The sequence below is a fragment of the Microbacterium sp. Nx66 genome (assembly GCF_904066215.1).
GTDB lineage: Bacteria > Actinomycetota > Actinomycetes > Actinomycetales > Microbacteriaceae > Microbacterium > Microbacterium meiriae.
Genome location: NZ_LR880474.1, coordinates 808,909 through 827,345 on the forward strand (window position 1 = coordinate 808,909; position 18,437 = coordinate 827,345).

The 18,437-nt window shown below is 68.8% G+C and carries 12 protein-coding genes and 3 tRNA genes; 14 read left to right on the forward strand and 1 reads right to left on the reverse strand.

Annotated elements, in window-relative coordinates; translation table 11 throughout:
• Positions 1 to 33 precede the first annotated feature (33 nt).
• From MICNX66_RS03800 to MICNX66_RS03865, 14 genes are all read left to right on the forward strand, one after another.
• On the forward strand, positions 34 to 999 hold the full coding sequence (locus MICNX66_RS03800; protein ID WP_071327550.1) for an ABC transporter permease: 966 nt from the start codon (positions 34 to 36) through the stop codon (positions 997 to 999).
• A complete protein-coding gene (locus tag MICNX66_RS03805; RefSeq protein WP_187663359.1) occupies positions 996 to 2,789 on the forward strand; it encodes an ABC transporter ATP-binding protein in 1,794 nt (597 codons plus the stop codon). The genes MICNX66_RS03800 and MICNX66_RS03805 overlap by 4 nt, the downstream gene beginning before the upstream one ends.
• A gap of 276 nt (positions 2,790 to 3,065) precedes the next feature.
• Complete coding sequence (gene rpoB / locus MICNX66_RS03810) at positions 3,066 to 6,569, forward strand: DNA-directed RNA polymerase subunit beta (protein ID WP_187663360.1); 3,504 nt, start codon at positions 3,066 to 3,068, stop codon at positions 6,567 to 6,569.
• A gap of 108 nt (positions 6,570 to 6,677) precedes the next feature.
• On the forward strand, positions 6,678 to 10,553 hold the full coding sequence (rpoC, locus tag MICNX66_RS03815) for a DNA-directed RNA polymerase subunit beta' (RefSeq protein WP_187663361.1): 3,876 nt from the start codon (positions 6,678 to 6,680) through the stop codon (positions 10,551 to 10,553).
• A 203-nt stretch (positions 10,554 to 10,756) separates the two neighbouring features.
• Positions 10,757 to 11,686, forward strand: coding sequence for a PfkB family carbohydrate kinase (locus MICNX66_RS03820; RefSeq protein ID WP_187663362.1), 930 nt, complete (start codon positions 10,757 to 10,759; stop codon positions 11,684 to 11,686).
• Positions 11,687 to 11,772: 86 nt separating this feature from the next.
• A tRNA-Tyr gene (locus MICNX66_RS03825) sits at positions 11,773 to 11,857 on the forward strand.
• A gap of 72 nt (positions 11,858 to 11,929) precedes the next feature.
• Positions 11,930 to 12,421: an FBP domain-containing protein gene (locus tag MICNX66_RS03830; protein ID WP_060922589.1), complete on the forward strand. Its 492-nt coding sequence runs from the start codon at positions 11,930 to 11,932 to the stop codon at positions 12,419 to 12,421.
• A gap of 45 nt (positions 12,422 to 12,466) precedes the next feature.
• A complete protein-coding gene (locus MICNX66_RS03835; protein WP_187663363.1) occupies positions 12,467 to 13,267 on the forward strand; it encodes an enoyl-CoA hydratase/isomerase family protein in 801 nt (266 codons plus the stop codon).
• A 116-nt stretch (positions 13,268 to 13,383) separates the two neighbouring features.
• On the forward strand, positions 13,384 to 14,424 hold the full coding sequence (locus MICNX66_RS03840; protein WP_187663364.1) for a hypothetical protein: 1,041 nt from the start codon (positions 13,384 to 13,386) through the stop codon (positions 14,422 to 14,424).
• A complete protein-coding gene (locus MICNX66_RS03845; RefSeq protein WP_187664098.1) occupies positions 14,424 to 15,218 on the forward strand; it encodes an inositol monophosphatase family protein in 795 nt (264 codons plus the stop codon). The genes MICNX66_RS03840 and MICNX66_RS03845 overlap by 1 nt, the downstream gene beginning before the upstream one ends.
• A 119-nt stretch (positions 15,219 to 15,337) precedes the next feature.
• A complete protein-coding gene (locus MICNX66_RS03850; protein WP_187663365.1) occupies positions 15,338 to 16,609 on the forward strand; it encodes a M23 family metallopeptidase in 1,272 nt (423 codons plus the stop codon).
• A 68-nt stretch (positions 16,610 to 16,677) separates the two neighbouring features.
• Positions 16,678 to 16,749, forward strand: a tRNA-Thr gene (locus tag MICNX66_RS03855).
• Between the two features lie 32 nt (positions 16,750 to 16,781).
• Positions 16,782 to 16,855 (forward strand) — tRNA-Met (locus MICNX66_RS03860).
• 156 nt (positions 16,856 to 17,011) lie between these two features.
• Positions 17,012 to 17,491, forward strand: coding sequence for a hypothetical protein (locus tag MICNX66_RS03865; protein WP_187663366.1), 480 nt, complete (start codon positions 17,012 to 17,014; stop codon positions 17,489 to 17,491).
• A gap of 9 nt (positions 17,492 to 17,500) precedes the next feature.
• Here MICNX66_RS03865 and MICNX66_RS03870 read toward each other — a convergent pair whose 3' ends face one another.
• Positions 17,501 to 18,325 (reverse strand): CPBP family intramembrane glutamic endopeptidase, encoded by an 825-nt coding sequence (locus MICNX66_RS03870; RefSeq protein ID WP_232089182.1) that lies wholly within the window; start codon positions 18,323 to 18,325, stop codon positions 17,501 to 17,503.
• Positions 18,326 to 18,437: the final 112 nt, after the last annotated feature.

Sequence of the window (18,437 nt, forward strand, 5' to 3'; positions counted from 1 at the left end):
GTCCTCCTCCCTCATCCGAAAGGAGGCGCTCGCATGAGCATCGCCCTCCCACCCGCACAGGGCCCGTCCGCCGAGAGCGGCGGCAGCATCGACACCGTCGCGATCGCCCAGGCCGACCTCAAGGACGGCGGCGGCGGCTTCTGGCGCGACGTCTTCCGCCGGCTCCGGCACAACCCGACGGCGTGGATCGGCGCCGTCATCGTGCTCCTCTTCCTGCTCGTCGCGGTGCTCGCGCCGGTCCTCGCTCCGTACCCCGAGACGGCGCTCCCGGGGGCGAAGGAGATCACGCCCACGCACATCCCCGGCCCGGGCGAGCTGCCGCAGTTCCCACTCGGTCTGGACCGGTTCGGCGGCGACGTGCTGTCGAAGCTCATCTGGGGCGCGCAGGCGTCGCTGCTGATCGGCGTCGTCTCCACCGCGATGGGTCTCGTCGGCGGCATGATCCTCGGACTCCTCGCCGGCACGTTCGGCGGCTGGGTCGACACGGTCATCATGCGCGTCGTCGACATCATCCTGTCGGTGCCGAACCTGCTGCTGGCGGTGTCGATCGCCGCGATACTCGGGCAGACGCCGTACGCCGTGATGATCGCCATCGGGGCCTCCCAGGTGCCGATCTTCGCGCGACTGCTGCGGGCGTCCATGCTCCAACAGCGCTCCAGCGACTATGTGCTGTCGGCGCAGACACTCGGCCTCGGCCGCGGCCGGATCACGATGTCGCACGTCCTCCCGAACGCCATCGGGCCGGTCATCGTGCAGGGCACCCTGACCCTCGCGACCGCGGTCATCGACGCGGCAGCGCTGTCGTTCCTCGGTCTCGGCGGCGGCGGGCCCGCGACCGCCGAGTGGGGCCGCATGCTCACGTACGCACAGGCCGAGCTGGCGATCGCCCCGTGGCTGGCGTTCCTCCCCGGCATCTGCATCGCCGTCACCGCGCTGGGCTTCACCCTGCTCGGCGAGGCGCTGCGTGAGGCCATGGACCCGAGGACGAGGGCACGATGAACATCCATGACGAGGGCGCCGTGCGCGCCGCGAAGGAGAACGGCATGGCGGACGAGCCCCTGCTGTCGGTCGAGGGCCTGGCGGTGGACTTCGCCACCATGGACGGCGTCGTGCACGCCGTCGAGGGCGTCGACCTCGAGATCCGCCCCGGGGAGACGGTGGCGATCGTCGGCGAGTCCGGTTCCGGCAAGTCGACCACCGCGATGGCGATCATCGGTCTGCTCGCGGGCGGGGGGAAGGTGGCCGCCGGCAGCATCAGACTCGACGGGCGGGAGATCTCCCGCGCCTCCGAGAACGAGTTGCGGTCGATCCGCGGACGGGACATCGGCCTCGTGCCGCAGGACCCCATGTCCAACCTCAACCCGGTCGCGAAGATCGGCACCCAGGTCGCCGAGACGCTGCTCGCCCACGGCCTCGCCACCCGGCAGAACGTGCAGTCCAAGGTCGTCGAGGCGCTCACCGCCGCCGGCCTCCCGGATCCGGAGAGCCGTGCGAAGCAGTACCCGCACGAGTTCTCCGGCGGCATGCGGCAGCGGGCGCTCATCGCGATCGGGCTGGCGTGCAAGCCGCGGCTGCTCATCGCGGACGAGCCCACCAGCGCCCTGGACGTGACCGTGCAGCAGACCATCCTCGACCAGATCGGCGAGATGACCAGGGAGCTCGGCACCGCCGTGCTCCTCATCACGCACGACCTCGGGCTCGCCGCCGAGCGGGCCGAGCGGGTGATCGTGATGCACCGCGGCAAGGTCGTCGAGCAGGGTCCCGCGCGGCAGATCCTCGAGGATCCGCAGCACCCGTACACCCAGTCGCTCGTGAAGGCCGCGCCGTCGGTCGCGGTGGCACGGCTGCGCCCGGAAGCCTTCGTGCAGGGCGCTTCGACAGGCTCAGCGACCCAGGAGGAGGCCGGGTCAGCGACCCGGGAGGGCGCTTCGACAGGCTCAGCGACCCACCGTGAGCCTGGGGCCCTGAGCTCGTCGGCCCCCGGGTCCCTGAGCTCGTCGAAGGGCAACATCGTCGAGATCGAGAACCTCACGAAGGTGTACCCCGTGCGCGGCAAGCACGAGGACTTCGTCGCGGTCGACGGCGTCTCGCTCGCGATCCCGCGCGGCGAGACCGTCGCGATCGTGGGGGAGTCGGGGTCGGGCAAGACCACGACCGCGCGCATGCTCCTCAAGGTGATCGAGCCCACGAGCGGCCTCATCCGCTACGAGGGCAAGGACATCTCGACCCTGAGCCGCGCGGAGACGAAGGACTTCCGGCAGCGGGTGCAGCCCATCTTCCAGGATCCGTACTCCAGCCTGAACCCCATGTTCACGATCGAGCGGCTGATCGCGGAGCCGCTGGAGTTCTACAAGCGGGGGAGCGGAGCAGACCGGCGCAAGCGCGTGCGGCAGCTCCTGGACGACGTCGCGCTGCCGCAGTCGATGCTGCGGCGCTACCCGTCCGAGCTCTCCGGCGGGCAGCGTCAGCGCGTGGCGATCGCGCGGGCACTGGCCCTGTCGCCTGACCTCATCGTGTGCGACGAGCCCGTGTCGGCGCTCGACGTGCTCGTGCAGGACCAGATCCTGCGGCTGCTGGGCGACCTGCAGCGGGAGTACGGCCTGAGCTACCTGTTCATCTCGCACGACCTCGCGGTGGTGCGGCTCATCAGCGACTACGTGTGCGTGATGAAGGACGGGAAGCTCGTGGAGGCCGCGTCGTCGGAGGAGATCTTCACCAACCCTCGCGACCCCTACACGCGCCGCCTCCTCGCCTCGATCCCCGGCAACGAGCTCAACATCGCGTCCTGACCCGAGACCCCGGTTTCGCGTCGAAACCCCGCCCTGCCCCCGCGGCGAGGGCGGGGTTTCGACGCGAAGGCGGGGTCTCGGCCGTCCCATTACCGCAGCGAGGAAGATTGGTCAAGGATTGCGCTTGCCATGTCGTGAGATCGCGTCTATAGTTGGTAGTTGCGCTCGCTTCTCCCTGCCCTCATATGGTGGTCGGCATCTCGTGAGCTTCTGAGCGCACTCCACCTGACGACAAAGGAATCGAGAAGCCCTGCGGGGCTCACGGAGGTTATTCCCTTGGCTGCTGCTCCCAACGCATCCACATCCACCACCACCAAGAACGGACGCGGAGCTTCCCGTCTCTCGTTCGCCAAGATCTCCGACACGCTGACGGTCCCGGACCTTCTCGCCCTGCAGACCGAGTCCTTCGGTTGGCTGGTCGGCAACGACGCCTGGAAGGCGCGCGTGGCCGAGGCCAAGGCCGCCGGTCGCACCGACGTGAACGAGAACAGCGGTCTGGGCGAGATCTTCGAGGAGATCTCCCCGATCGAGGACCTCGGCGAGACGATGCAGCTGTCGTTCACGAACCCGTACCTCGAGCCCGAGAAGTACTCCATCGAGGAGTGCAAGGAGCGCGGCAAGACGTACGCGGCCCCGCTCTACGTCGAGGCCGAGTTCATGAACCACCTCACGGGTGAGATCAAGACCCAGACGGTCTTCATGGGCGACTTCCCGCTGCAGACCGACAAGGGCACGTTCATCATCAACGGCTCCGAGCGCGTCGTCGTCTCGCAGCTCGTGCGCTCGCCGGGTGTCTACTTCGACAAGACCCCCGACAAGACGTCCGACAAGGACATCGTGTCGGCGCGCGTCATCCCGAGCCGCGGCGCGTGGCTCGAGTTCGAGATCGACAAGCGCGACCAGGTCGGCGTCCGCGTCGACCGCAAGCGCAAGCAGTCCGTCACGGTCTTCCTCAAGGCGCTGGGCATGACCAGCGAGGAGATCCTCGCGGAGTTCGCCGGCTACACCTCGATCGAGGAGACGCTCGCGAAGGACACCATCGTCACCAAGGAAGACGCGCTGCGCGACATCTACCGCAAGCTGCGTCCGGGCGAGCAGGTCGCCGCCGAGGCCGCCCGCGCGCTGCTCGACAACTTCTACTTCAACCCGAAGCGCTACGACCTCGCCAAGGTCGGCCGGTACAAGATCAACCACAAGCTGGGTCTCGACACCCCGCTGACGGAGTCGGTGCTGACGGTGCAGGACATCGTCGCCACCATCAAGTACCTCGTGCGTCTGCACGCGGGCACCGAGGAGACCTTCGAGGGCATCCGCGGCGGCAAGAAGACCGAGATCCGTCTCGCGACCGACGACATCGACAACTTCGGCAACCGTCGTATCCGCGCGGTCGGCGAGCTGATCCAGAACCAGGTCCGCACCGGTCTGTCCCGCATGGAGCGCGTCGTCCGCGAGCGCATGACCACGCAGGACATCGAGGCCATCACGCCGCAGACCCTGATCAACGTGCGTCCCGTCGTCGCCGCGATCAAGGAGTTCTTCGGAACCTCGCAGCTGTCGCAGTTCATGGACCAGAACAACCCGCTCGCGGGTCTGACCAACAAGCGTCGTCTGTCGGCTCTGGGCCCCGGTGGTCTGAGCCGCGACCGCGCCGGCGTCGAGGTCCGTGACGTCCACCCCTCGCACTACGGCCGCATGTGCCCGATCGAGACCCCGGAAGGCCCGAACATCGGCCTGATCGGTGCGCTCGCGACCTTCGCGCGCATCAACTCGTTCGGCTTCATCGAGACCCCGTACCGCAAGGTCGTCGACGGTGTCGTGACCGACCAGATCGACTACCTGACCGCCTCCGAGGAGGTCGACTACAACATCGCGCAGGCCAACGCGCCGCTCGATGCGAAGGGTCGCTTCCGCGAGAGCCACGTGCTCGCGCGCCCGAAGGGCGGCAGCGGTGAGGTCGACCTGTTCCTCCCGGAGGAGATCGGCTACATCGACGTCTCGCCGCGCCAGATGGTGTCGGTCGCGACCTCGCTCGTGCCCTTCCTCGAGCACGACGACGCGCAGCGCGCGCTCATGGGCGCCAACATGCAGCGTCAGGCCGTGCCGCTGCTCCGCAGCGACTCGCCGCTCGTCGGAACCGGTATGGAGGGCTACACCGCCATCGACGCCGGTGACGTGATCACCGCTGAGAAGGCCGGTGTCGTCTCCGAGGTCTCCGCGGACCGCGTCGTGGTCATGCTCGACGAGGGCGGCACGCAGGAGTACCACCTGCGCAAGTTCGACCGCTCGAACCAGGGCACCTCCTACAACCAGAAGGTCGTCGTCAACGCCGGTGAGCGCGTCGAGGTCGGAGAGGTCATCGCCGATGGCCCCGCCACCGAGAACGGCGAGCTGGCCCTCGGAAAGAACCTCCTCGTCGCGTTCATGACGTGGGAGGGCTACAACTTCGAGGACGCCATCATCCTGAGCCAGGACCTGGTGAAGGACGACACCCTCTCCTCGAGCCACATCGAGGAGTACGAGGTCGACGCCCGCGACACGAAGCTCGGCAAGGAGGAGATCACCCGTGACCTCCCCAACGTCAGCCCGGAGCTGCTGAAGGACCTCGACGAGCGCGGCATCATCCGCATCGGCGCCGAGGTCCGCCCCGGCGACATCCTCGTCGGCAAGGTCACGCCGAAGGGCGAGACCGAGCTGTCGGCCGAGGAGCGCCTGCTCCGCGCGATCTTCAACGAGAAGAGCCGCGAGGTCCGCGACACGTCCCTGAAGGTGCCGCACGGCGAGCAGGGCACGATCATCGCGGTCAAGGAGTTCAACGCCGAGGACGGCGACGACGAGCTCGGCTCCGGCGTCAACCGCCGCGTCGTGGTCTACATCGCCCAGAAGCGCAAGATCACCGAGGGTGACAAGCTCGCCGGCCGCCACGGCAACAAGGGTGTCATCGCGAAGATCCTCCCCATCGAGGACATGCCGTTCCTCTCGGACGGCACGCCGGTCGACATCGTCCTCAACCCGCTCGGCATCCCGGGTCGAATGAACTTCGGCCAGGTGCTCGAGACCCACCTCGGGTGGATCGCGAAGCAGGGCTGGAAGGTCGAGGGCACCCCGGAGTGGGCCGCCAAGCTGCCGCAGCAGGCCTTCGAGGCCGCGCCCGGCACCAAGGTCGCCACCCCGGTGTTCGACGGTGCCAGCGAGGAGGAGATCTCCGGTCTGCTCGACTCGACGCTCCCGACCCGTGACGGCCTGCGCCTGATCGACTCGAGCGGCAAGACGCAGCTGTTCGACGGCCGCTCCGGCGAGCCGTTCCCGGCGCCGATCTCCGTGGGCTACATGTACATCCTGAAGCTCCACCACCTGGTGGACGACAAGATCCACGCCCGCTCCACCGGTCCGTACTCGATGATCACCCAGCAGCCGCTCGGTGGTAAGGCGCAGTTCGGTGGACAGCGCTTCGGTGAGATGGAGGTGTGGGCCCTCGAGGCCTACGGTGCGGCGTACGCCCTCCAGGAGCTCCTCACGATCAAGTCCGACGACATCCTCGGCCGCGTCAAGGTGTACGAGGCGATCGTCAAGGGCGAGAACATCCAGGAGCCCGGCATCCCCGAGTCGTTCAAGGTGCTCATGAAGGAGATGCAGTCGCTCTGCCTGAACGTCGAGGTCCTCTCGGCCGACGGCACGCTGGTCAACCTCCGCGACACCGACGACGAGGCGTTCCGCGCCGCAGAGGAACTCGGTATCAACATCTCCAGCCGCTTCGAGGCCGCCTCGATCGACGAGATCTAACCCTTCGACGGGCTCAGGGACCCAGGTTCCTGGGATCAGGACCCACCGGGTCGCTGAGCCCGTCGAAGCCCAGACTTCTCAAAAAGAATTTCCGACACAGGAGAACTAGTGCTCGAGTCCACAACTTTCGATGAGCTTCGCATCGGCCTGGCGACCGCAGACCACATCCGCGCGTGGTCCTACGGCGAGGTCAAGAAGCCCGAAACCATCAACTACCGCACCCTCAAGCCGGAGAAGGACGGTCTCTTCGGAGAGCAGATCTTCGGCCCGTCCCGTGACTGGGAGTGCGCCTGCGGCAAGTACAAGCGCGTCCGCTTCAAGGGCATCGTCTGCGAGCGCTGCGGCGTGGAGGTCACCAAGAGCTCCGTCCGTCGTGAGCGCATGGGTCACATCGAGCTCGCCGCTCCCGTCACCCACATCTGGTACTTCAAGGGCGTGCCCTCGCGCCTCGGCTACCTGCTGGACATGGCGCCGAAGGACCTCGAGAAGGTCATCTACTTCGCCGCGTACATGGTCATCTCGGTCGACGAGGATGCCCGTCACCGCGACCTGGGCACCCAGGAGAACAACATCCGTCTCGAGCTGAAGACGCTCGGCGACCGCCGCGACTCGAAGATCGCGGAGCGCCTGGCGAAGCTGGAGGAGGAGCTCGCGGCCCTCGAGGCCGAGGGTGCCAAGGCCGACGCCAAGAAGAAGGTCAAGGACGCCGCCGAGAAGGAGATGTCGCTCATCCGCAAGGGTGCCGACGAGGCGATCCTGAAGCTGGAGCGCGTGTGGGAGGACTTCCGCACGCTCGAGGTCGGTGCCCTGCGCCCGGAGGACGACGTCTTCCACGAGCTGCAGGACCGCTTCGGCCAGTACTTCGAGGCATACATGGGTGCCGAGGCGATCCAGCGTCGCCTGGCCGCTTTCGACCTGGCCGCCGAGGCCGAGAACCTGCGTCTGCAGATCTCGGAGGGCAAGGGCCAGCGCAAGATCCGTGCGATCAAGCGCCTCAAGGTCGTCAGCTCGTTCCTCGAGACCGGCATGAGCCCGGCCGCGATGGTTCTCGACGTCGTCCCGGTCATCCCGCCGGAGCTGCGTCCGATGGTCCAGCTCGACGGTGGCCGCTTCGCGACCTCCGACCTGAACGACCTGTACCGCCGCGTGATCAACCGCAACAACCGTCTCCGTCGCCTGATCGACCTCGGTGCCCCCGAGATCATCGTCAACAACGAGAAGCGGATGCTGCAGGAGGCCGTCGACGCCCTGTTCGACAACGGCCGCCGCGGTCGCCCCGTCACCGGTACAGGCAACCGCGCCCTGAAGTCCCTGAGCGACATGCTCAAGGGAAAGCAGGGTCGCTTCCGCCAGAACCTGCTCGGCAAGCGCGTCGACTACTCGGGCCGTTCGGTCATCGTCGTCGGCCCGCAGCTGAAGCTGCACCAGTGCGGTCTGCCCAAGCAGATGGCGCTCGAGCTCTTCAAGCCGTTCGTCATCAAGCGCCTGATCGACCTCGGTCACTCGCAGAACATCAAGGCCGCGAAGCGCGCCGTCGAGCGCACCCGTCCCGAGGTCTGGGACGTGCTCGAGGAGATCATCCGCGAGCGTCCGGTGCTGCTGAACCGTGCACCCACCCTGCACCGTCTCGGCATCCAGGCGTTCGAGCCGCAGCTCGTCGAGGGCAAGGCCATCCAGCTGCACCCGCTCGTCTGCGCGGCGTTCAACGCCGACTTCGACGGTGACCAGATGGCCGTGCACCTGCCGCTGTCGGTCGAGGCTCAGGCCGAGGCCCGCGTGCTGATGCTCGCGTCGAACAACATCCTGAAGCCGTCGGACGGCCGTCCGGTGACCCTGCCCTCGCAGGACATGATCATCGGTCTGCACCACCTGACGACGGTCAAGGCCGGCGCCAAGGGCGAGGGTCGTGCGTTCGGCTCCGTCGGCGAGGCACAGCTCGCGTACGACGAGGGCACGCTCGACCTGCAGGCGAAGGTCCGCATCCGCATCCCGGGTCTGGCCTTCCTCGAGGGCGAGGCTCCCGAGGGCTACGAGAAGCACGGCCTGGTCGACGCTTCGCTGGGTCAGGCGATCTTCAACGACGCGCTCCCGAAGGGCTACCCCTTCGTGCGCGAGCAGGCCGACAAGGGCAAGCTGTCGCAGATCGTCAACAAGCTGGCCGAGGAGTACCCCAAGGTCGAGACGGCCGCCACGCTGGACCGCATCAAGGACGCCGGTTTCTACTGGGCGACCCGTTCGGGTGTGACCGTCGCGCTGAGCGACATCCTCACCCCGCCGAACAAGGCGGAGATCGTCGCGGGCTACGAGAAGCAGGCCGCGAAGGTCCAGTCCCAGTACGAGAAGGGCCTCACGACCGACGCCGAGCGTCGTCAGGAGCTCATCAAGATCTGGACCGAGGCGACCGACGAGGTGCAGGCCGCGATGAAGGCGCACTTCCCGGAGGACAACACCATCAACCGCATGGTGTCCTCTGGCGCCCGTGGTAACTGGCTTCAGATCCGGAACATCGCCGGTATGCGTGGTCTGGTGAACAACCCCAAGGGTGAGATCATCCCGCGTCCGATCATCTCCTCGTACCGCGAGGGTCTGTCGGTGGCGGAGTACTTCATCGCGACGCACGGTACCCGTAAGGGTCTGGCCGACACCGCTCTGCGTACCGCCGACTCGGGTTACCTGACCCGTCGTCTGGTGGACGTCTCGCAGGACGTCATCATCCGCGAAGAGGACTGCGGCACGTCGAAGGGCCTCGAGCTCCCGATCGCCGCTCCGAACTCGCAGGGTGAGCTGGTGCGCGACGCGAACGTCGAGAACTCGGTGTTCGCCCGCACGCTGGCCTCCGACGTGGTGAGCGAGTCGGGCGAGGTTCTCGCTTCGGCCGGCGACGACGTGGGCGACGTGCTCATCGACAAGCTCGTCGGACTCGGTGTCGAGACCATCAAGGTCCGTTCGGTCCTGACGTGCGACTCCGCCGTCGGTGTGTGCGCGCAGTGCTACGGCCGTTCGCTCGCGACCGGCAAGACCGTCGACATCGGCGAGGCCGTCGGCATCATCGCGGCCCAGTCGATCGGTGAGCCCGGTACCCAGCTGACGATGCGTACCTTCCACACCGGTGGTTCGGCGTCGGCGGATGACATCACGCAGGGTCTGCCCCGTGTGCAGGAGCTGTTCGAGGCGCGTACCCCCAAGGGTGCGTCGCCGATCGCGGAGGCCGACGGCCGCATCACGATCGACGAGACCGAGAAGGCCAAGAAGGTCATCCTGACGCCCGACAACGGCGACGAGCCCGTCGTCTACCCGGTGCTGAAGCGTGCCACCCTCCTCGTCGAGGACGGCCAGCACGTCTCGGTCGGTCAGCCCCTGCAGGTCGGCACGCTCGACCCCAAGGAGGTCATGCGCGTCATGGGTGCCCGTGAGGTGCAGAAGTACCTCGTCGGCGGTGTCCAGGGCGTCTACCGGTCGCAGGGTGTGCCGATCCACGACAAGCACATCGAGGTCATCGTCCGTCAGATGCTCCGCAAGGTCACCGTCGTCGATCACGCCGACACGACCCTGCTGCCGGGTGAGATGGTCGACCTGAAGCGCTACCAGCAGATCAACCGCGAGGCCGTGGCCGAGGGCAAGCGCCCCGCGTCCGGTCGCCCGGAGCTGATGGGTATCACGAAGGCGTCGCTCGCGACCGAGTCGTGGCTGTCCGCTGCGTCCTTCCAGGAGACGACCCGCGTGCTCACGCAGGCCGCCATGGAGGGCAAGCGCGACCCGCTGGTCGGTCTCAAGGAGAACGTCATCATCGGAAAGCTCATCCCCGCCGGAACCGGTCTCTCGAAGTACCGCGACGTCACGGTCGAGGCCACCGAGGAAGCCAAGAGCGAGCGCTACCCGAACCGGATCTTCGCATCCGACGGTGCGTACGCGGACGGCGACTTCGGCTACGTCGACTTCGACGCGTTCTCGACGGACGACATCACCCCCGGTACCTACAACTGAGGTGTGAGTGAGTGAACGAAGGCCCCGGGGTTCTCCCCGGGGCCTTCGTCGTCCCTCGGCCCGTTCGGGTGTGCACAACTCAGGAGATCCGGGACGGCAGGCCGCCGTCGGCTGCTCGTGACGGCATGGAGGCCCAGGTCTCCTGAGTTATGCACACGGTTCGGCGCTGCTTCGGGGCGCGGGCGGCGCGGTAGGGTCGGCGAGTGAGCACTGAGACTTCCCCCGGCGGCGCGGCCGTCGTCATCGGAGACGCCCTGATCGACGAGATCCGGGATGACAGCGGCGTCCGTGAGTTCGTCGGCGGAGCCGCCCTGAACGTGGCGGTCGGGCTGCGCCGGCTCGGCATCCCCACGACCCTCATCGCGATGGTGGGGGAGGATGTCGCGGGCGCGCACATCCGCGAGTACCTGGCCGATCACGGCGTACGGCTGATCGCGAGCGCGGCGCCGCATGGGTCGTCGCGGGCCGTCGTGACCCGGGCCGCGAACGGCGAGCCGAGTTACGTCTTCAACCGCGCGGCCCAGGAGCGGACCATCCGGTACTCGGACGAGGCGAGGGCCGCCATCGGCGACGCGGACATCGTCGCCGTGAGCTGCTTCCCCTTCGATGCCCCCGACGAGGTCGACGCCCTCGCGGCCGCAGTGGAGGGCGCGCGGCTGGCGATCGACCCGAACCCGCGCACCGGCATGCTGTCCGACCGCGAGGAGTTCGTCCGCGGCTTCGAGCGGCTGGCTTCGAGGGCCGAGCTGGTGAAGGTCGGTGCCGACGACGCTGCCGTGCTCTACGACGGCGACCTCGACGCCCTGCGCGCGCGGCTCCGGAGCCTCGGAGTCACCGCTGTGCTCGCGACGGCCGGGGCAGACGGCGCGGTGCTCGAGTCGGACGGCGGGTCGGTCTCGGCTCCCATTTCGGCGCTCCCTGGTCGCGTGGTCGACACAGTGGGGGCTGGGGATGCGACTCTCGCCGCCGTCGCCGCCGGGCTGGTGGACGGCGGCCCGAAGGCGGCCGAGGAGTGGACGGCCCTGCTCACGCGCGCGATGGACGTGGCCGCCGCGACCTGCCGCGCCGAGGGCGGGCTGCTGCGCACACCGGAGTCGCTGGCCGTCGCCGACCGCGGCGTGTACGGGAGCTGACGCCTCGATTTCTCGCGCCCGCATCCGGCAGGTATGATTGTTCTTCGTGCCCCCGGTTGGCTGTTCAAGTCGGACGGGTGCGCTCTGGCGAGTTACCCAAGTGGCCAAAGGGATCTGACTGTAAATCAGCCGTCTTCGACTTCGGGGGTTCGAATCCCTCACTCGCCACCACGGAAGCCCCCGCTCGCGGGGGCTTCTCGCGTTCCCGGCCTCACCTCCGCGCCGAGTTCCTAGACTGGAGCGATGCGACCTCTCACCGAAGCCGACGTCCGGGCCTCGTTCGTGAACGCGGACGCCGACGAGCTGCGCGTCATGGAGATGCCGCACGACTTCCTCCTCGTGGACTGGGACTACCTCGACTTCTTCGCCTGGCGCGACCCGAGTGCCGGCAAGCGCGGCTACGTCCTGATCCCGCACGAGGGGCGCGTGGTCGGCGTGGTGCTGCGGGCGTCGGAACCAGGGCGCGGGCGCTCCGGCATGTGTAACATCTGCCACACGATGCAGCCGGGCAACCAGGTGGCGTTGTTCGCCGCCCGGCGCACGGGGGAGGCGGGGGAGCGCGGCGACTCGGTCGGCACCTACATCTGCGCCGACCTGTCCTGCCACGAGAACGTGCGCCTGGCGCATCCGCTCGCACCGAACGAGATCCGGGCGGCGGGACAGGTCGACTTCCGCCTCGACGGCACCCGGCGGCGGATGGAGCGGTTCGTCGCTCGCGTCTGGGACGGCTCCTGAGCGCGACTAGCCTGGAGGCATCCGCCTGTGCTCGAAGGAGAAGCCATGAGTGATGCCGTCCTGTTCGCCGTCGACGAGGGGATGGCGCGGCTGACGCTGAACCGTCCGACCCGCCTCAACGCCTTCAACGCCGATCTGGCGTACGCCTGGCGGGATGCGACGGTCGAGGCGACGTCGCGCGACGACGTGCAGGCCATCCTCATCGACGCGGCGGGACCGGCGTTCTGCGCGGGCGGCGACGTGATCGACATGGCGATGACCATGGGGTCGTCCGGGGCGGAGATCACCGCGCTGGCCGAGGTCATCAACACCGGGATCCGCGCGCTCACGGAGTCGAGCGTGCCCGTGGTCGCCGCCGCGCACGGGACGACGGCCGGCGGTGGACTCGGCATCCTGCTCGCCACGGACTACGCCGTGGTGGGCTCGCGGTCGCAGCTCGGGAGCCTGTACGCGAACATCGGCCTCACGCCCGACCTCTCCGTGTCGGCGCAGCTCGCGCGGGCCGTCGGCCAGCGCCGCGCCCTCCAGCTGGTGCTGCAGGACCGGCTGCTCACCGCCGCGGAGGCCCTCGACTGGGGGCTGGTGGCCGAGGTCGTGGAAGGCGAGGACAGCAGGACGGAAGCCGACCGGGTCCGTGCGCGGGCCGAGGAGGTCGCGCGGTTCTGGCTCGCCGGGGCCGCCGACGCGTACGGACAGGCCAAGCGGCTGGTGCGGTCGCAGCCGGAGCGCACGTTCGCCGAGCAGTTGAGCGAGGAGGCCCGGTCCATCGGCGCCGCCCTGGAGACCCCGGACGCGCAGGCGCGGGTCGCGGCCTTCGCTGAGGCATCCGCGAAGAAGGCCGGCTGACCCCTCCTCCCCAGAGCGCGGTCGCTTCCCGATCTCCCGCGCGCCTGAGGGAAGCCGGAACAAGCGGGCCTGCGCGTGGCAGGATGAAGGCATCGCCGCTCGACGAGAGGATCCCCATGTCCCATCCGGACACCGCACGGCTGCAGCCGCAGGGTGACAAGAAGAACATGTCGCTGCTCATCAGGGGGTCGCTGTGGGTCGCCATCGGCGCCCTCATCGCCGCCGCACTGGTCTGCGTCGTGTGGGTCCTGGTCGGTGATCAGAACGGCCTCATCGGTCGTGCCTTCCTCACGATCCTCCTGCTCGCCGCCTTCGCCGGAATCGCCATCCTCGAGGCGGGCCTCGCGCCGAACCGGCCGGACTGGCTCCAGCTCGCCAGCATGGTCACCTGGGTCGTCGCGCTCCTCGTCGGCCTCGTGAAGATCTGGCTTCCGGAAGACGGCCTCTATTTCGGCGCGGAACGGTTCTTCCAGCTGCTGCTCGTGATCGGGATCCTTCAGCTCGCACTGCTCCACGTGCGGCTGTTCACCCGTGCCGCGCAGCGACACGTCACGACCTTCACGAAGGTGATCCACATCGTGACGATCGTCTTCCTCGGTGCCCTCGTCGCGCTGCTGGTGTTCTTCCTCGCGTTCCCGAACACCTTCGACTACACCGAGCTGTACTGGCGCATCGTCGTCGCCCTCACGATCCTCGTCGCCGTCGGCACCACGCTGATTCCGCTGCTGAACGCCCTGTTCGCGCCGAAGAAGGCTCCCGCCGCCCGTCCCGTTGCTTCCGCCCCGTCCTGGCCGACCTACGCCGATGGGATCACGCCACTCCCGGTCCTCCCGGACGGCAGCCCGGACTGGAACGCCTACTACACGGGGTACCCCTCGACGGCCCCTCAGGCACTGGGTCAGGCGCCCGCCACGGCGTTCCCCGTGGCGACGCCGCCCCTCGCGCCGACGACTCCGGCCCTTCCCGACTTCGGCGCTCCTCCCGCTCCGGGACCCGTGCCGCCCGCGCCTGACCGACCCGCTCCGCCTCAGCCGGCGTCGGCACCCGCTCAGTCGGCGCCTCCGCAGCCGGCCCCGCCGCAGCCCGCGTCGCCCGCCCAGGGTGAGCCCCCGGCCTTCCCGCCGCCGCCGCCCGCCCCCTCGCACCCGGCGCCGTGATCGACGCTGTCGAGCTCAGCGCCCTGGCGGCCGAGATCGCCGAGGAGGCAGGAGCTCTCGCCCGGACCCGTCGACGGGAGGGCGTACGCCTCGCCGCGACCAAGTCGACGCTCGCCGACATCGTCACGGACGCCGACCGCGAAGTCGAGGAGCTGATCCGCGAGCGCCTGCGCGCGGCGCGACCGGCGGACGGCTTCCTCGGTGAGGAGTCGGGCGCGGCGACCGGCGACAGCGGGATCACCTGGGTGGTCGACCCCATCGACGGCACGGTGAACTACGCCTACGGCATCCCGGCGTACAACGTGAGCATCGCAGCCGTCAGCGGTCCGCCGGAGCCGGACGAGTGGGAGGCGCTGGCCGCGGCCGTGCACGCGCCGGCCGTGGGGGAGACCTTCACGGCTGCTCGCGGCCACGGGGCCTGGTCGGACGGCGTCCGGCTCGCGGTCACCGAGGTGACCGACGCCGGCGCGCTCCTGGCGACCGGATTCGGCTACGACCCGACGACCCACGACGGCGACCTCGCGACGGTCCGGCGGGTGATGCCGATCGCCCGTGACCTTCGTCGTATGGGGTCGGCGGCCCTGGATCTGGCCTATGTGGCGGCCGGCCGACTGGACGGATATTTCGAGCGCGGGCTCAAGCCGTGGGACCATGCCGCGGGCGCGCTGCTCGTCCAGGAGGCGGGTGGCCGGGTCAGCCGGATCGATCGGGAATCGCCGCGGCCTTTCCTGATCGCGGGCTGCGTGACCCTGCACGACCGACTCCGCGCTATCCTCGATGAGGAAAAACCCTGACCGATCCATGGCATTCACAGGTCGATCGGGGTAGTGTTTACCCGATCGTTACTTTCACCACCCGAAGGTGAGAGTTGTCATTGCGCCCCCGAGCATCACGAACGACCGAGAGATTAGCTTTGCCCTTCGAGAACCCCCAGGCTGCCGCTGCGCCCACGCGCCGGTCCAGCCGCCCTCGCACTGCGGCCTCCGAGGCCTCGGCGAGCGGGTCGACGGCACCCCTCGCTGACGCGGAGACCGTGATCGCCCTCGCTGCTGTCATCCCGCTCTCCCGTCGCGCCGCGCGTCAGCGTCAGGCCGACGTTCCTCCGGTGCCCGCCGCGCCGGAGGAGCCCTTCATTGCGGCGGCTCCCGCGCCTGCCATCGCCGATGTCCCCGCGGTGCCCGTCGTCGCGGAGATCGTCGAGAAGGCCGAGGACACGGTTCCGGTCGAGGACATCGCCCCGGCGTCGGAGCCCTTCGTCGCCGAAGCCGACGCCGAGGGTGACGCCTTCGAGCGCGCCTCCCGCGCCTTCCGCACCACCGGCTCCATCCCGACGTCGTCGGCGTCCCGCCGTTCGGCCTTCGCCCCGAATGCCGCATCGCAGACCGCGCCGAAGATCGACACAGCAGGCCTCGCGGCCGTCGGTCCTCGCCGCACGCGCAGCATCCGCAAGGCCCTCACTGCCGGTGCCACCGTCGGAGCAATGGGCCTCGCCGGCCTCCTGGCCGTGTCCATGACGCTTCCTGCGGAGGCGGTCGCCGCCGCCCAGGGCGGCTCCCTCGCCTCGACCTCCCTCGTCACCGCGGCGGCTGCTGACGCAGCAGGCTCGGCGGACGACGAGATCCAGGCCTTCGTCGCGCCGTCCGGTGTGCAGAACGAGCCCCTCTCGCGGGCCGACAACTTCAGCACCGTCTCGCTCGTCGAGGTCGCCGCGGAGCAGGGCATCAACTACTCCGGCGAGATCTTCACGAACGACCCGGATGCCGCCATCCAGTGGCCGTTCCTCGTCGGCGTCGGCATGAGCTACGGCTACGGCATGCGCAGCGGCCGCCTCCACGAGGGCATCGACTTCGTGCCGGGCAACGGCGCGCCCATCCAGGCCATCGCCGACGGCACCGTCCGCATCGCGACCGAGCAGGGTGCCGCCTACGGTGTCACGGTCTACATCGACCACGTCATCGACGGCTCCGTCATCACGAGCCACTACTCGCACATGCAGTACGGCTCGCTGCAGGTCAAGGCGGGCGACAAGGTCAAGGTGGGCGACATCGTGGGCAAGACCGGCAACACCGGCCGCTCCTACGGCGCGCACCTGCACTTCGAGCTCATCGTGAACGGGACGACCATCGACCCGATGCCGTGGCTCAAGAAGAACGCCGGACGCACGTCTCTCACCTCGGAGGAGTGACCGTCTCGATTTCATGAGGACGCCACAGTGATGGTATTCTCGTGTGGTTGCCCCGCGAGGGGCAGCACGCCCCGATAGCTCAGTGGCAGAGCACTTCCATGGTAAGGAAGGGGTCGTCAGTTCAATCCTGACTCGGGGCTCGGAGTTCGCATCTGCGATGCGGATGCCGTGCGGCAGGGTAGCTCAGTTGGTGAGAGCGCACGACTCATAATCGTGAGGTCGCGGGTTCAAGCCCCGCTCCTGCTACAGAATGAAACCCCCGGAACATTCCGGGGGTTTTGTCGTCTCCGACCTCAGTGCCGGGATACCGTCCTCACCCTGCGCGGAGCGTCCTAGAGTGTGTGACGCGTCGGCCTCCCAGCCGGCCACCGAGATGGCGGGCATCGAGGGACGAGGTCTGCCGTGTCTGCGCCCGATCGCCGTGCGAGCATCGTGTTCCGGGACGCCCGGCGCGCCCTGGAGGAAGCCGTCGCGGACGGGCGCGGTCATTCCCTCGGGCTCGAAACGCTCGCGCCGCACGAGTCCTGGGACCTGCTGGTCGCCGAAGGGTACGGGCGCGCGTTGCTGACCGGCGCCCTCGCCGGGGCACTCGCCGGGCTGCTGCGACACGGCGTGACCGTCGCCGACGTGCTGAGCTGTCCTGCGGTCCCTCTCGGGGTCGAGCTCGGGACGAGATCCCTCCGGCTCGTCATGGGGTGGCTCGCGGACGGCGTGGCCGAGATGGACGATGCCGTCGTGTCGCGGACGATGGTGGCCGGTGTCGCCGACGATCTCATCGGTGCCTCCGACGCGGCCCTGGCCGTCGGCGATGCGCACCGGGTCGCCGTGCTGGTCTTCGCGATCGCGGCCGTCGGCACGCACGCCGTCTGGCGTGCGGTGTGATCCGGGCGGTCAGCGCTGCGGGGCGAAGGTGTCGGGTGCGGAAGCCCCGACCCGACCACGGATGAAGATCATCAGCACGAGACCCGCGACGATCACGACGATGTTGCCGAGCCCCGCGACCGCGGTGAGCCCGCCCTCGGCGGGGTGCATGGTCTGCAGGAAGATACTCGGATCGGTGCTGGCGTGCAGGAGGATCGGGGCGATGATCGTCCCGGTGACCCGGAGCGCGAGGTACATGCAGATGCCGAACGCGAACGTGTACACGAGCTGGAACAGCGTCGGGAGCAGATCCTGCCCCGTCAGGAGATTCCCCGCATGCAGAGCGGCGAAGATCGCCGCGGAGACCACCGCGACGACCAGTTCGCGTGCGCCGGCGTCCCGCATCATCTTCACGACGAGGCCGCGCGTGAGCACCTCTTCCGCGAAGCCGATGGCGAGTCCCGCGAGCAGCCAGGTCGCGACAACATCACGTCCGACGCTGCCGTCCTCGATCGTGAGGAAACGGAGGACGTTGAACAGCAGGACCGCGATGATCGCGATCCACATCCACCCCGCTCCCCGGATGGGCTGGGGCCCGAACACGGGTCGCCACCACCCGAGCGAGGCGATGAACGCGACCAGCAGGAGGCCCCCGACGAGGATCGGCAGGACGTCGTAGACGAGGACGCCGGCTGCACTCGCCGGATCGTCGACCTGCGCGGCCAGCGGGAGGAGGGCCAGCGAGAGCAGCTGATAGAGCCCGTAGTACACGGCCGCGAGCAGGAGGGCGCGCCACCAGCCTCCGCGATCCCAGAAGCGCTGCCAGGCGGAACGGTGCGGTGCGGCGTCGATCACGGGTGCTCCTCGGGAAGGGAGGGAGAGGGGGCGAACAGCTCCAGTCTGGTGGCTCCGCCCCCGGCGAGTGGGCGTGCGGCGGCGACACGCCGTGTCAACCCCCTCGGCCGCG